This window comes from Cellulosimicrobium sp. NPDC057127 (assembly GCF_042670945.1).
Classification (GTDB): domain Bacteria; phylum Actinomycetota; class Actinomycetes; order Actinomycetales; family Cellulomonadaceae; genus Cellulosimicrobium.
Genome location: NZ_JBHUUP010000015.1, coordinates 46145 through 60099 on the forward strand (window position 1 = coordinate 46145; position 13955 = coordinate 60099).

Annotated in this window: 13 protein-coding genes and 1 pseudogene; 7 read left to right on the forward strand and 7 right to left on the reverse strand. The window is 75.7% G+C overall.

Translation table 11 applies throughout. The features are described from left to right. Positions 1-115: 115 nt before the first annotated feature. From ACFTZA_RS14320 to ACFTZA_RS14335, 4 genes are read left to right on the forward strand one after another with little or no spacing between them, the layout of a single operon-like run. Complete coding sequence (locus tag ACFTZA_RS14320) at positions 116-811, forward strand: hypothetical protein (protein WP_378196091.1); 696 nt, start codon at positions 116-118, stop codon at positions 809-811. Next, entirely contained in the window at positions 804-1109 is a 306-nt protein-coding gene (locus ACFTZA_RS14325) for a transcriptional regulator (protein WP_378196094.1), read from the forward strand. The genes ACFTZA_RS14320 and ACFTZA_RS14325 overlap by 8 nt, the downstream gene beginning before the upstream one ends. Further along, complete coding sequence (locus tag ACFTZA_RS14330; RefSeq protein WP_378196096.1) at positions 1106-2104, forward strand: ABC transporter ATP-binding protein; 999 nt, start codon at positions 1106-1108, stop codon at positions 2102-2104. Before ACFTZA_RS14325 ends, ACFTZA_RS14330 begins: the two co-directional genes overlap by 4 nt. Next, positions 2101-2904: an ABC transporter permease gene (locus ACFTZA_RS14335; protein ID WP_378196099.1), complete on the forward strand. Its 804-nt coding sequence runs from the start codon at positions 2101-2103 to the stop codon at positions 2902-2904. Before ACFTZA_RS14330 ends, ACFTZA_RS14335 begins: the two co-directional genes overlap by 4 nt. A 126-nt stretch (positions 2905-3030) precedes the next feature. On the opposite strand, the gene ACFTZA_RS14340 is transcribed toward ACFTZA_RS14335, so the two are convergent. The 3 genes from ACFTZA_RS14340 to ACFTZA_RS14350 all read right to left on the reverse strand — a co-directional run bounded on the left by ACFTZA_RS14340 (position 3031) and on the right by ACFTZA_RS14350 (position 6811). After that, complete coding sequence (locus tag ACFTZA_RS14340) at positions 3031-5853, reverse strand: heavy metal translocating P-type ATPase (RefSeq protein WP_378196102.1); 2823 nt, start codon at positions 5851-5853, stop codon at positions 3031-3033. Between the two features lie 222 nt (positions 5854-6075). Continuing rightward, positions 6076-6444, reverse strand: a complete 369-nt coding sequence (locus ACFTZA_RS14345; RefSeq protein WP_378196106.1) for a heavy-metal-associated domain-containing protein — start codon at positions 6442-6444, stop codon at positions 6076-6078. A gap of 22 nt (positions 6445-6466) precedes the next feature. After that, entirely contained in the window at positions 6467-6811 is a 345-nt protein-coding gene (locus ACFTZA_RS14350) for a metal-sensitive transcriptional regulator (protein ID WP_378196109.1), read from the reverse strand. Positions 6812-6993: 182 nt separating this feature from the next. Between ACFTZA_RS14350 and ACFTZA_RS14355 the strand changes: the two genes are divergently transcribed. The 3 genes from ACFTZA_RS14355 to ACFTZA_RS14365 all read left to right on the forward strand — a co-directional run bounded on the left by ACFTZA_RS14355 (position 6994) and on the right by ACFTZA_RS14365 (position 9300). Then, entirely contained in the window at positions 6994-7473 is a 480-nt protein-coding gene (locus ACFTZA_RS14355) for a hypothetical protein (RefSeq protein WP_378196112.1), read from the forward strand. A 92-nt stretch (positions 7474-7565) separates the two neighbouring features. Beyond that, positions 7566-8687, forward strand: a complete 1122-nt coding sequence (locus ACFTZA_RS14360; protein WP_378196115.1) for a DUF2330 domain-containing protein — start codon at positions 7566-7568, stop codon at positions 8685-8687. A 16-nt stretch (positions 8688-8703) separates the two neighbouring features. Next, positions 8704-9300 carry an HdeD family acid-resistance protein gene (locus tag ACFTZA_RS14365; RefSeq protein ID WP_378196118.1) on the forward strand — a complete coding sequence of 199 codons (597 nt, stop codon included), beginning with the start codon at positions 8704-8706 and terminating at the stop codon, positions 9298-9300. A 72-nt stretch (positions 9301-9372) separates the two neighbouring features. Here ACFTZA_RS14365 and hemL read toward each other — a convergent pair whose 3' ends face one another. The 4 genes and pseudogenes from hemL to hemC form a co-directional block, all read right to left on the reverse strand. Next, a complete protein-coding gene (hemL, locus tag ACFTZA_RS14370; RefSeq protein ID WP_378196121.1) occupies positions 9373-10782 on the reverse strand; it encodes a glutamate-1-semialdehyde 2,1-aminomutase in 1410 nt (469 codons plus the stop codon). After that, positions 10782-11849: a porphobilinogen synthase gene (gene hemB, locus ACFTZA_RS14375; protein ID WP_378196124.1), complete on the reverse strand. Its 1068-nt coding sequence runs from the start codon at positions 11847-11849 to the stop codon at positions 10782-10784. The genes hemL and hemB overlap by 1 nt, the downstream gene beginning before the upstream one ends. Beyond that, entirely contained in the window at positions 11846-12727 is an 882-nt protein-coding gene (locus ACFTZA_RS14380) for a uroporphyrinogen-III synthase (RefSeq protein ID WP_378196127.1), read from the reverse strand. The genes hemB and ACFTZA_RS14380 overlap by 4 nt, the downstream gene beginning before the upstream one ends. Before the next feature lie 227 nt (positions 12728-12954). Next, a pseudogene (gene hemC / locus ACFTZA_RS14385) lies at positions 12955-13926 on the reverse strand (hydroxymethylbilane synthase); the annotation flags it as partial. Positions 13927-13955: the final 29 nt, after the last annotated feature.

Sequence of the window (13955 nt, forward strand, 5' to 3'; positions counted from 1 at the left end):
CTGCGTCCCCGACGGTAGGGCGGCCCGGGCGGTCTCGCAGTGCTTGCCATGACGCGTGAAGGCGTGCATGATGGAAACTACTTTGCAACACAAACTACTTCGTACGGAGAGTCCCATGGCGGCCCACCACCCCGACGCCCCGCTCGACCCGGCGGAGTCCCTGCGGCTCATCCGCGAGCAGCAGGACCGCGCCCGCTCCGCCACCGAGCCGGACGGCCGCCTGCTCTACCTCGCGTGGGGGATCGCCTGGCTCGTCGGCTACCTGACCCTGTGGACCAGCGCCCGGCAGGAGGACGGCGGGACGCAGCCCGCGTCGTGGGCCTTCGCGGTGTTCGGCGGGGCGATCGTCAGCGCCGTCGCGTTCACCATCGTGCACAGCGTCACCCGCACGGCGGGGACCCGCGGCGTGAGCGCCCGCACCGGGATGCTCTACGGCTGGTCCTGGATGCTCGGCTTCCTCACCCTGGGGCTCGTGCTCGGCGGGCTCGCCCGTGCGGGCGCCTCCGAGGACGTCATGTCCCTCGCGAGCAACGCGCTCGCGTGCGTCGTCGTCGGGCTGCTCTACCTGGGCGGGGCCGCCGCCTTCCAGGACACGCGGCTGTTCGTCCTCGGCGTGTGGGTCCTGCTCGTCGCGGCGGTCGCCACGTTCGCGGGCCTGCCCCTGACGTACCTCGTCATGGCGCTCCTCGGTGGTGGCGGCTTCCTCGTCATGGCAGGGATCGAGCACCTCGTGCGCGCCCGACGGCGACGGCTCGCCGACGACGGACCCCACGCCGCGCGCGGTCGGTCGCCGGAGGTGGCGGATGCCTGACGTCGACCTCGACCCGGTCATCCACGCGCCGGCCCGGCTGCGCGTCGTCGCGACGCTCGCCGCCCTCGGCCCCGGGGACGAGCTGTCGTTCCCCAAGCTGCAGAAGCTGCTCGACATGACCGCAGGGAACCTGTCCACGCACCTGCGCAAGCTCGAGGACGCGGGCTACGTCCAGGTCACCAAGACGCACGAGGGGCGCACGCCCGCCACCTACCTCCGGCTCACCAGCGCCGGGCGCGTCGCGTTCGAGACCTACACGACCACGCTCACGTCCCTCCTGAGAGGAACCGCATCATGACCGCACCCCCCGCCCCGCCCCGCGCGGATACGCGCGCGGCGCTCGCGCCGTCGGACCCCGCGACGCCTCTGGTGACCGCCGAGGGCGTGACCAAGCGCTTCGGCACCGTCGTCGCGCTCGACGACGTCTCGCTGACCGTCGGCCCCGGCGAGCTGGTCGGGCTGCTCGGCCCGAACGGCGCCGGGAAGTCGACCCTCCTGTCGCTCGTCAGCGGGCAGCGCCGGCCCGACGAGGGGACCGTCCGCCTCTTCGGCGGCGACCCGCGCGACGCCCGCAGCCGGCTCGGGCTCGGCATCACGCCGCAGGAGACGGGACTGCCCGCGACGCTCAAGGTGCGCGAGGTGGTCGACTTCGTCGGAGGGCACTACCCGGACCCCGTCCCCACCGCGGACCTCCTCGAGCAGTTCGGGCTGACCGACCTCGCCGGCCGCCAGACCGGCGCGATGTCCGGCGGGCAGAAGCGCCGTCTCGCGGTCGCGCTCTCGCTCGTCGGGCGCCCGCGCGTCGTCCTGCTCGACGAGCCCACGACCGGGCTCGACGTCGGGGCCCGCCAGGCGCTGTGGGACGCCATCCGTGCGTACCACGCGGACGGCGGGACGGTGCTGCTCACGAGCCACTACCTCGAGGAGGTGCAGGCGCTCGCGCAGCGCGTCGTCGTGATCGACCAGGGCGTCGTGAAGGCCGACGACTCGCTCGACGCGATCCTGAGCCGCGTGTCGCTGCGCCGCGTCGCCGTGCGGTCCGGCACCGACCTCGCCGGCCGCCCCGGCGTCGTGCGGGCCGAGCCCCTCGCCGACGGCCGCCAGGAGCTGTACACGCCCGACGCCGACGCGTTCGTCCGCGACCTCGTCACCTCGGGCACGGACTTCCGCGACCTCGAGATCCGCGGCGCGAGCCTCGAGGAGGCCTTCGAGGAGATGGTCGCGCACGACGCGCCGGCCGCAGACCGTCCCGGGTCGCGCACCGCGGCCGCGGACACCGAGGGAGCACGATGAGCACCGCGACCACCACCAGGGCGAGCAGCACGACGGACACCCGTGGCCCCGGGGCGGCGCGCCTCACGTGGCTGCACCTGAAGTACCAGTTCCTCGAGACCGTGCGCGTGCCCATCGCAGTGCTGGGCAACCTGCTGTTCCCCGCGCTCGCGATGTTCTTCTTCGTCGTGCCGCAGCCCGCGGTGGCGCAGGACCCCGTCGCGGCGACGACCGCCGTCGCGGCCCTCGGCCTGTTCGCCGTCTGCTCGGCCAGCCTGTTCACGTACGGGCTCGGCGTCGCGGAGGACCGGCAGCTCCCGTTCGACCCGTTCCTGCGGTCGCTGCCCGCCGGGCCCGCGCCGCGGATGATCGCCCGCGTGCTCAACGGCGGGATCTTCGCGCTCTTCGGCCTCGTGCCGCTCATCCTCATCGGGTGGCTGTTCACCGACGCGTCGGTCACGGTGACGGAGCTCGTCGCGGGCGTGGGGACGATCCTGCTCGTGTCCGTCCCGTTCGTCCTGCTCGGCATGGCCGTCGGGTACTCGCTGTCCGCCAAGGCCGCGCTGCCGGTCGTGCAGGTGATCCTCTTCCCGCTCGCGTTCGCCGGCGGCCTGTTCCTGCCGCCCATGCTCTTCCCCGACTGGCTCGACGGGATCTCGCAGGCGACGCCGACGCGCGCTGGGCGCGACCTGCTCGTCCAGGCACTGACCGGTGAGCCGGCCAACCCGTGGGCGTGGCCGGTGCTCCTCGGCTGGACGGCGCTCTTCGCCGCGCTCGCCGTCGTCGCCTACCGCCGCGACGAGGGACGCCGCTTCCGCTGAGCCCGCGGGCTCCCCGCGCCGACCACGCGGTTGGTGTCGTTCTCGCGGCGAGAACGACACCAACCTCGTGGTCGCGCGTGAGCAAAGACGTGCTCGACAACGCGGTCGGGGGGACGGCCGGGGCGGTCAGCCGGCGGAGCGCAGCCGCAGCGAGTTCCCGACGACGAGCACCGAGCTCGCCGCCATCGCCGCCCCCGCGATCATCGGGTTGAGCAGCCCGGCCGCCGCGAGCGGGATCGCCGCGACGTTGTACGCGAACGCCCAGAACAGGTTCTGCTGGATGATCCGCAGCGTCCGGCGCGAGAGGCGGATCGCCGTCGCCGCGCTGCGCAGGTCGCCGCGCACGAGCGTGAGGTCGCTCGCCTCGATCGCGACGTCCGTGCCGGTCCCCATCGCGAGCCCGAGGTCCGCCGTGGCGAGCGCTGCGGCGTCGTTCACGCCGTCCCCGACCATCGCGACGACGCGACCTTCGCGCCGCAGCCGCGCCACGACGTCGACCTTCTGGTCCGGCAGGACGCGCGCGACGACGTCGCTCTCCGCGATCCCGACGGCACGCGCCGCCTCGCGCGCCGCACCCTCGCCGTCGCCGGTGAGCAGGTAGGGGCGCAGGCCGAGCGCCTTCAGCTCGGCCACGGCCTCGGCCGACTTCGGCTTCACCGGGTCGCGGAGCACGAGCACCGCGCGCGCGGCGCCGCCCCACGCCACGACGACGGCCGTCGCGCCGGAGCGCTCCGCGGCCTCGAAGGCCTCGTCCAGCGCGGGGTCGCTCGCGACGCCCTGGCCGGCGAGCCACGACGGCTGGCCGACGAGCACGCGGCGTGCGTTGAGCGACGCCGGAGCTGGGGCGCCCTCGGCCGTCCCCTTCGTGCCCTTCGTGCCGGTGCCGGTCCCGAGCGAGAGCCCGGAGTGCGCCGTCCGGACCACGGCCTCCACCCCGCCGCCCGGGGCGCTGCGGAAGTCGAAGGCCTGGAGCGAGCCGATCGGGACGCCGTCGGCCCCGACCGCCGTGTCAGCACCAGGTGCCGGTGGAGTGGACTGCGGTGCGGACAGGTCGCGCGCGGCGGCCGCGATCGCCCGGGCGATCGGGTGCTCGCTCAGCGCCTCCACCGCGCCGGCGTGCCGCAGCGCGTCGAGCGCCGAGCGCGACGTGTCAGCACGACGGGTCGCCCGGGCGGCGGGTGATGCTGACAGGTCCAGGGTGCCCGACGGCGTCACGACCGCCTCGACCGCCATCGCACCCTCGGTGACCGTGCCGGTCTTGTCGAGCACGACCGTGTCCACGCGCCGCGTCGACTCCAGGATCTCCGGACCCTTCACCAGCACGCCGAGCTGCGCGCCCCGGCCCGTGCCCACGAGCAGCGCCGTCGGCGTCGCCAGGCCCAGCGCGCACGGGCACGCGATGATGAGCACCGCGACCGCCGCCGTGAACGCGAACGACGGGTCGGCACCCGCGAGCAGCCAGCCGGCGAGCGTCGCGAGCGCGAGCACCAGCACGATCGGCACGAACACTGCCGAGATGCGGTCCGCGAGGCGCTGCACCGGTGCCTTGCCGGTCTGCGCCTGCGAGACCAGGCGCCCGATCTGCGCGAGCGTCGTCTCCTCGCCCACGCGCGTCGCCCGCACCAGCAGGCTGCCCGACGCGTTCACCGTCGCGCCCGTCACGTCGTCGCCCGGCCCGACGTCGACCGGCACCGGCTCGCCCGTGAGCAGCGACGTGTCGACCGCGCTCACGCCCTCGACCACGACGCCGTCCGTCGCGACCTTCTCGCCCGGCCGCACCACGAACACGTCGCCCACGGCGAGCGCCGCCACGGGGACGCGCTCCGTCACGCGCCCGCCGTCCGGCCGGGTGACCGGCGTCCCGTCCGGGGCGAGCCGCACCCGCTCCGCGTCCTTCGCGCCCAGCTCCAGCAACGACCGCAGCGCGTCGCCCGCGCGCCGCTTCGACCGGTGCTCCGCGAACCGGCCCGCGAGCAGGAACGTCGTCACGACCGCCGCCACCTCGAAGTACAGCTCGGGCGGGCCCATGTGGTCGCGCGACGGGATCAGCGTCGGCTGCATCCGCATGCCGATCTCGCCCGCCCCGCCCAGCACCAGCGCCCACAGCGACCACAGCGACGCCGCAACCACGCCCAGCGACACGAGCGTGTCCATCGTCGACGACCCGTGCCGCGCGGCGCGGAACGCGGCCGTGTGGAACGGCCACGCCGCCCACGTCACCACCGGCAGCGCGAGCGCCGCGACGACCCACTGCCACCCCGGGAACTGCAGCGCCGGGATCATCGACAGCGCGACGACCGGGACCGTGAGCACCGTCGCGACGCGCAGGCGGCGCAGCAGGTCGCTTCCGCGGTCCGTGGTCGGGGCGTCGGCGGGGTGGCCGGAGGTGCTCGGGCTACCATCCGCGCCGCTCGTCCCTCGCGGCGCTCCCGCCAGACCCGCCACGCCCTTCGCATCCTCCGGCCACCCCGCCGCCTCCGCTGCCGGCTCACCCGGCGACGTGCTCACGGTCGGGCCCGACGGCGAGGCGGTGGGTGCCGCCGCCGTCTCGCCCGGTGCCATGACTACGGTCGGGCCCGACGGCGTGGGTGTGGCTTCCGTGGCCGTCTCGCCCGGCGCCGTGGGCGCCGGGGTGGAGGTGTGGTCGGCCGGGGCAGGGGCGGTCGGTGACTGGTGGGCGCGGCGGGTCGTGACGCGTGCGGTGTAGCCCGCCTTCTCGACGGCGGCGACGAGGTCGGCGTCGTCGACCGGGCCGGTGAGGACGACGTGCGCGTTCTCGAGCGGCAGGTTGACGGTGGCGGTGACGCCGTCGACGCGGTTGAGGCGCTTCTCGACGCGGGCGACGCACGACGCGCAGGTCATGCCCTCGACGGCGAGCTCGACCTCGGCGAACGGGCGGCCGTCGGGAGGCGCGGCCGAGGTCGGGGTGGGCGTGGGCTGGGCGGTCATCGGGTGACTCCTCGACAGGTGCTCGGGGGGAGGTCACCGGCGACGCACCGGGGTGGCGGTCGTCGCGGCGGGGGCGCCGACCCGGTGAGGGCGGCGCGGCGCGGAGGGCCCGGGTCGCGGTGGTGCGACGGTCGGCGGGCGGTCCGCGGGGAAGGGGTGGGGCCGACGGCGGCCGCTGCCTCGTGCGGGCGAGGTGCGGCCGCCGTCGGGCCCGAGAAGCGGTCAGGCGCTCGGCGGGACCTGCAGGTCGTACGTCTTCGTCGCGGGAGCGCCGCCCTCGGCGGGGCCGCAGCCGCACGCGCAGTCGTGCGCGGACTGCTTCTCCGGCGCCTGCTCGGCGTACTGCGCGGCGAGGGCGTCCTCCTGGACGGAGTACGACGCGACGGTGTAGCCGGCCTCGTCGACCGCCTTGCGCAGCGCTGCCTCGTCGAGCGGCTCGTCGGAGAAGACGGTGACCTCGGACTCTTCGCCGACGCGCAGCTCGACGCTGACGTTCTCCACGCCCGCGACGGCCTCGACGTCCTTGGTGACGTGGGCGACGCAGTTGGCACAGGTCATGCCGGTGACGCCCAGGGTGGTGACGGTGCTCATGGTGCTCCTCGGTGGTGGTGGGTCAGCTGCGGACGAGGCGGGCGATGGCGTCGGCTGCCTCCTTGACCTTGGCGGCGCCCGCCTCCTCGGACTCCCGCGCCGCGTCGACGACGCAGTGGCCGAGGTGGTCCTCGACGAGGCCGATGCTCACGGCCTGCAGGGCCTTGGTGACGGCCGAGACCTGGGTGAGGATGTCGATGCAGTAGACGTCCTCGTCGATCATGCGCGCGATGCCGCGCACCTGCCCCTCGATGCGGCGCATCCGCTTCAGGTACGCCTCCTTGTCGGACGCGTACCCGTGCGGGCCGTCGTGGCTCGTGGGCCCGGCGTCCTGGGTGGTGGTGCGGGCCTGTGCGGTCTCGGTCATGGTCGCTCCTCGGCTCTCGACACCTACCACTATACCCCCGCCGGGTATCAAGAGGCGGGGCCGCGACGTGACACCCGTCATACCCGACCCGTGAGCCGCGCACCGGCACCGATGACTGTGCGCACTGCCCGTCGGGCGCGCCGGACGACAGGGTGGAGGGACCACCGAACGAGAGGCTCACCATGACCGACGTCATCACCTCGCTGCAGGAGTTCACGCTCGACCTGCCGCCGTTCCTGCGCTGGGTCGGCGTCCTGCTGGCCGGCATGATCCCCTACATCGAGGCCGAGGGAGCCGCGGTCGTCGGGATCGTCGCGGGGATCGACACGGCCGTCGCGATCCCGGTCGCGATCGTCGGCAACGCCCTCGCCCTGGCGCTCGTGGTCTGGGTCTTCGGGGCCGCGAGGTCGGGCCTGACCCGAGGCCGGACGAAGGAGGCCGACCCGAAGCGCCAGCGCATGCGCCGCGTGTTCGACCGGTACGGGGTACCGGGCGTCAGCCTGCTCGGCCCGCTCCTGCTGCCCAGCCACGTCACGGCCGCGGCGATGGTCGGCTTCGGCGCCCCGCGCATGCGCGTCTTCGTCTGGAGCGTCGTCTCCGTGTCGCTGTGGGCCGTGGTGCTCGGCCTGCTCGTGCACCTCGGCGTCGAGGCCGTCGCCTGACGCGGGCCTGCCCCACGGCGCCGCCGGTCACGGCAGGATCACGATCTCGGCCTCGCCGCGCGGCGCGCCCCGGGCGGTCCTAACCTCCCAGCATGGGGACGCGACGGCGCGTGTCGGCGTGGCAGGGGGCCCGGACGGCTCTCTCGTCGACCCTGCTCGCCCTCGTCCTCGCCCTCGGTCTCGTGGCCGTCGCCCCGCCCGCCGGGGCGTGCGCGTGCGGGGCCGTCGTCGACGGCCCGGCCGACGAGTCGTCCGTGGGCGCCGGGACCGCGGTGCTCCAGTGGGACGGGACCACCGAGACGCTCGTGCTCGAGCTCGAGGTCTCGTCCACGGCGCCGGAGGTGGGCCTGCTGCTGCCCACCCCCGCTCCGGCGGAGGTCGCGCTCGCCGACCCCGAGATCTTCCGCGAGCTCGACGAGATCACGGCGCCCCGCGCCGTCGTCTCCGAGTACCGCTGGTGGCCCGAGCTGGGCCTGGGCGGCTCCGGAGGATCCCCGGGCGTCGGGGCACCGGGCGTGGACGTGCTCACCGAGGTGCGGCTCGGCCCGCTCGACGTGGCCACCGTCGCCGCGACCGACACCGCCGCGCTCGACGTGTGGCTGGCCGACCGGGGCTTCGAGCTCCCGGCGTCGGTCCGCGGCGCGATGGCCCCGTACGTGGCGGAAGGCTGGTCGTTCGTCGTGGCGCGGCTCGCGCCCGAGGAGGCGACCACGTTCGACGGCACGGTCCAGCCGCTGCGCGTGACGTTCCCGAGCAGCGCCCTCGTCCTCCCGATGCGGATGACGGCGGCCGCCGACGGCACGCTGCGCACCCGCACCTACGTCCTCGGCGACCACCGCGTGGACCGCGCCGACCCGACCGCCGCGCTCGACGCCCCGACCGTGCGCTTCGCCGGGCGCGTCCCCCCGGGCTCCGTCCGGTCGGCGGAGCTCGCCGGCCTGCTCGCCGCAGGGGACTACGTCACCGTCCACGAGCAGACCTTCGCCGACCCGGCGACGCAGGTAGTCTCCGACCTGACCTTCGTCCCCGCGCCGTCCGACGTCGCCCACTCGCCGACCTACGCGGTCGTGGCCGACAAGCGGATCGGCCCCTTCCACGCCGGGCCCGTGCTGGCCTTCGGCGGCGTCCTGGTCCTGTCGGCGCTGCTCGTCTGGGGCTCGCGCCGCCACCACGCACCCGTCCGCGTCGTCGCACCCCGGCCCGCCCGGGCCTGAACCGAAGGTGGGCACCATGAGCAGCACCGATCCCGTCCTCACCGCGTTCGCGAGCACCGCCCGCCAGGTCTGGTACTGGCTCGTCGTGCGCGGCGTCCTGGCGGTCCTCCTGGGCGTCGTCGCGCTCGCGTGGCCCACGATCACCGCCGCCGCGTTCGTCTGGGTGGTCGGTGTCTTCGCCGTCGTCGACGGCGTCGTCGAGATCGTCGAGGGCGTGCGCCGCCGCGGCACCGGCTCCGGGGCCACGGCGCTCGTGACCATGGGTGTCGTCAGCGTCGCCGTCGGCGTGGTGCTGCTCGTCTGGCCGGGCAAGACCGCCGTCGTGCTGACCTGGATCATCGGTTTCTGGGCCCTGCTCTACGGCGTCGTGCAGGTCCTCGCGAGCGTCGCCCTGCGCCGTGCCACCGGCAGCGGGTGGGCCTGGGGCGTGGTCGCCGGCGTGCTCGGCGTCGTCTTCGGGCTCCTCGTGCTGCTCAACGTGGACGAGGGCCTCGTCTCCATCGTCTGGCTGCTCGGGCTCTTCGCCGTCGTGTGGGGCGTGCTGCTCGTCGTCCTCGGTCTCCAGGTCCGCTCGCTCGGCCGCCGGGCCGGCGCGGCCGCGACGCTGCCCTGACGTGCGCCGAGCACGGGGTCGTCCACCAGGATCGGCGGGATGCGGTGGACGGCTCCGTGCTCGGTGTGCAGGTCAGACGGGTGACGCCTGCGCCGCGGCACGCGCCGCCGCGGGGAACGCGTCGAGGACGCGCGCGACGGCGGCGTCGTCGTGCGCGGCCGAGACGAACCACGCCTCGAACACCGACGGCGGCAGGTTCACGCCCTGCTCGAGCATCGCGTGGAAGAACGCCCGGTACCGGAACACGTCCTGCGCCTGGGCCTGCGCGTAGTCGCGCACGCCGGCGCTCGCGGCGAGGTCGCCGAAGAACACGGAGAACAGCGAGCCGGCGTGCTGCACCCGGTGCGCCACGCCCGCGGCGTCCAGCGCCTCGCCGACCGCGGCCGAGAGCGTGCGCGACACCTCGTCGACGCGCGCGTAGACCGCGTCGTCGGCGAGCCGCAGCGTCGCGAGGCCCGCGGCCACCGCGACCGGGTTCCCCGACAGCGTGCCCGCCTGGTACACCGGGCCGGCCGGCGCGAGCTGGTCCATGACCGCCGCCGGGCCGCCCACCGCGGCGACGGGCATGCCGCCGCCCACGACCTTGCCGAACGTGAACAGGTCCGGCACGTAGCCCTCGGCACCCCGTGCCGCGGAGGAGTTCGCTCCGTTCTCGACCCCCCACCAGCCGCTCGGGCCGACCCGGAACCCGGTGAGCACCTCGTCGAGGACGAGCAGCGCGCCGTGCTGCGCCGTGATGCGCCGCAGACCCTCGTTGAAGCCCTCGGCGGGCGTCACGACGCCCATGTTCGCCGGCGCGGCCTCCGTGATGACGGCCGCGATCTGCGAGCCGCGCTCGGCGAACGCCGCCTCGACCGCCGCGAGGTCGTTGTACGGCAGGACGAGCGTGTCCGCCGCGCTCGCCTCGGTCACCCCGGCCGAGCCGGGCAGGGCGAGCGTCGCGACGCCCGACCCCGCCTGCGCCAGGAGCGAGTCCACGTGCCCGTGGTAGCAGCCGGCGAACTTCACGATCACGTCGCGGCCCGTGACGCCGCGCGCGAGCCGCACCGCCGTCATCGTCGCCTCGGTGCCCGTCGACACGAGCCGCACCCGCTCGGCGGCCGGGACGCGGCGGCGGATCTCCTCGCCGAGCTCGACCTCGGCGAGCGTCGGTGCGCCGAACGACAGGCCGCGCGACGCCGCCTCCTGCACCGCGGCGACGACCTCGGGGTGCGCGTGGCCCAGCAGCGCCGGTCCCCACGAGCACACGAGGTCCACGTACTCGCGACCCGCGACGTCGGTGACGTACGCGCCGCGCGCCGACGCGAGGAACCGCGGGTCGCCGCCCACGGAGCCGTACGCGCGCACGGGCGAGCTCACGCCGCCCGGCAGCACGCCCTGCGCGCGCACGAAGGCCTCGTGGTTGCCCGTCGCGGTCGCGCTGGGCACCGCCACCTCCGCCTGGGCGGCGGCCGCGGCCCCGAACCCCGTGGACTCCGTCATCAGCGCGTCCCTCCGAACGTCTCGTCGTGCAACCAGCCCGCCAGCTCGACGGCCCAGTAGGTGAGGATCACGTCGGCGCCCGCCCGCTTGATGCCGAGCACCGACTCCGAGATCGCCGCGCGCCGGTCGATCCACCCGTTCGCCGCGGCCGCCTCGATCATCGCGTACTCGCCCGACACCTGGTACGCCGCGACCGGCACCGGCGACATCTCCGCCACCGCGGCGAGCACGTCCAGGTACGACCCGGCCGGCTTCACCATGACCATGTCCGCGCCCTCGGCGAGGTCGAGGTCCGCCTCGCGCAGCCCCTCCCGGGCGTTGCCCGCGTCCATCTGGTACGTGCGGCGGTCGCCCTGCAGCGCCGAGTCCACGGCCTCGCGGAACGGGCCGTAGAACGCGCTCGCGTACTTCGCCGAGTACGCGAGGACGCCGACGTCGGAGTAGCCGGCGGTGTCCAGCGCCTCGCGGATCACGCCCACCTGGCCGTCCATCATCCCGGACGGCGCGACGACGTCCGCGCCCGCGCGCGCCTGCGCGACGGCCATGCTCGCGTACCGCTCGAGCGTCGCGTCGTTGTCGACCACGACCGTCTCGGCCGTGCCGTCGCGACGCGTCGCGAGGACGCCGCAGTGCCCGTGGTCGGTGAACTCGTCGAGGCACGTGTCGGCCATGACGACGGGGGCGCGGCCCGTGGCGGCCTCGACCTCCCGGGCGACGTCGCGGCTGAGCCGCAGCGCACGCTGGAGGATCCCGTCCTCGGCGTCCGCCTGGCTGCCCGTCGCGTCGCGGTGCTCCGGGATGCCGAACAGCATGACGCCGCCCACCCCCGCCTCGGCGGCCGCGCGCACGGCGTCCGCGAGCGTCTCCTCCGTGTGCTGCACCACGCCCGGCATCGACGAGATCGGCCGCGGCGCCGTCAGGCCCTCCTTGACGAACAGCGGCAGCACGAGGTCCGCCGGGTGCAGGCGCGTCTCGCCGACGAGGCGGCGGATGCGGCGGGTGCTGCGCAGCCGGCGCGGCCGGTGGTGACCGACGGGCAGGCCGGGGTGGGGGGTGGGCACGCTCACGAGAAGTCCTCTCTGTCACTGGTGTCAGCACCATGTGCTCCCGGGGCGGCGGGTGTCGCTGACAGGACGGTGGTCACGGCGGCCGCCAGCGCCTCGTCGGTCGGGCGGTCCGCGACGGCGTCGAGCCGCAGCCCGACGGTGCGCGCCGCCCGGGCCGTCGGCTCGCCGATCGCGACGGCCGCGACGTCGTCGCGCGGGCCGAGCTGCCGGGCGACCTCGCGGGCCGTGCTTCCCGACGTCAGGACGACGGCGTCGACGCGGCCGCCGCGCCACGCCTCGACGACCTCCGGTGCGAGGTCGTGCGCGACGGTGCGGTAGACGGTGACGACGTGGGGCGCGTACCCCCGGTCGCGCAGGCCGTCGGCCATGGTCGACGCCGCCAGGTCGCCCTGGGGGAGCAGCACGGCTTCTGCGCTGTCCGACGACCCCGCCTCCGAGAACGCGGCCACCAGGCCGCGGGCGGAGTTCTCCGCCGGCTCCATGTCGACCGTGATGCCCGCGGCCTCGAGAGCGCGGCGGGTCGCGGGGCCGACGGCGGCCCACCGGGCCGTGCGGGCGACGTCGGCGAGGGTGGTGCCGCGGCGGGCGGCGCCGGCGGCGAGCTCGTCGAGCGCGTTGACGCTCGTGACCACGACCCAGGTGTACGCGCCGGCGGCGAGCCGCGCGAGGGCGTCGTCGACCGGTGCGGTGTCCTCGACCGTCGCGCGCTCGATGGCCGGGCTGACGAGGACGTGCGCGCCCGCGGCACGCAGCGTCGTCGCGAGCGGGGCGGCGCGCTCGGCGACGCGGGGCAGGAGCACCGTCCGGCCGGAGAGCGGTGCGGGTGCGAGGACGGGGGCCGGTCCGCGCGACGGGTCGCGCAGCGGGCCGGGCGTCACCCGGCGTCCCCGCGGTAGCCGCCGTCGCGCAGCTGCTCGCGCGCCGTCTCGACCGCATCGCGAGAGGTCGAGCGCGGGGTGGCGTGCCGGGCGTCGGCGGTGTCGTTGGTGCCGGTGGTGCCGGTGGTGCTGGCGGCGTCGCCCGTGCCCTCCGTGCCGCCGGTGTCCGCGCCCTCGACGCCCGGCAGCGCGGCCTCGGCCGCGTCGGCGGCGTCGGCGGCCGGCCCGAGCGGGGCGAGCCGTGCGGCGCCGTCGGCGAGGAGCGCGTCGGCCACGCGGCGGCCGAGCGCGAGCGCGACCTCGTCGCGCGCCGCCCTCCGGTCCGCCCCGGTCGAAGGCAGTGGCGCGCGCGCCGAGTGCGTGAGTTGCTCGGCGCCGTCCACGCGTGCCACGACGGCGGTGAGCCGCAGCTCGCCGTCCTCGGCGACCGCGTGGGCGCCGACGGGTGCCGCGCACCCCGCCTCGAGGCGCGCGAGCAGCGACCGCTCGGCGAGGACCGCGACGCGCGTGGCCTCGTGGTCGAGCGCGTCGAGGGCCTCGGCGACCACCGGGTCCTCCAGCGACGCGGTGCGCACCTCGACCGCGAGCGCGCCCTGGCCGGGGGCCGGCGCCATGACGGTGGTGTCGATGACCTCGCTGATCTCGTCGAACCGCCCGAGCCGGGACAGGCCTGCGTACGCGAGGACGACGGCGTCGAGGTCGGCGTCCTCGCCGAAGACGCGCCGCAGGCGCGTGTCGACGTTGCCGCGGATGTCCACGACGTCGAGGTCGGGGCGCACCGACCGCAGCTGTGCGGCCCGGCGGGGCGAGCCGGTGCCGACGCGCGCGCCGCGCGGGAGCGTGGCGACGGTCCGGCCGTCCCGGGCGCACAGCGCGTCGCGCGGGTTCTCCCGCTCGGGGGTCACGACGGTGAGGCCGGCGGCGGGCGCCGTCGGGAGGTCCTTGAGCGAGTGGACGGCGACGTCGCAGCGTCCGTCGAGCAGCGCCTCGCGCAGCGCGGTGACGAAGACGCCGGTGCCGCCCATCTGGGCCAGCGACCCGGTGCGGACGTCGCCCTCGGTGCGGATGCGGACCGTCTCGACGGGCCGGCCGGTCAGCTCCTCGAGGCGCCGCGCGACGTGGCCGGTCTGGGTGGTCGCGAGGGCGCTGCCCCGGGTGCCGACGCGGATGGTCGCAAGCGTGCTGGCGGTGGTGCTCACCCTTCCAGTGTCCTCCGTGGATCGGCGAT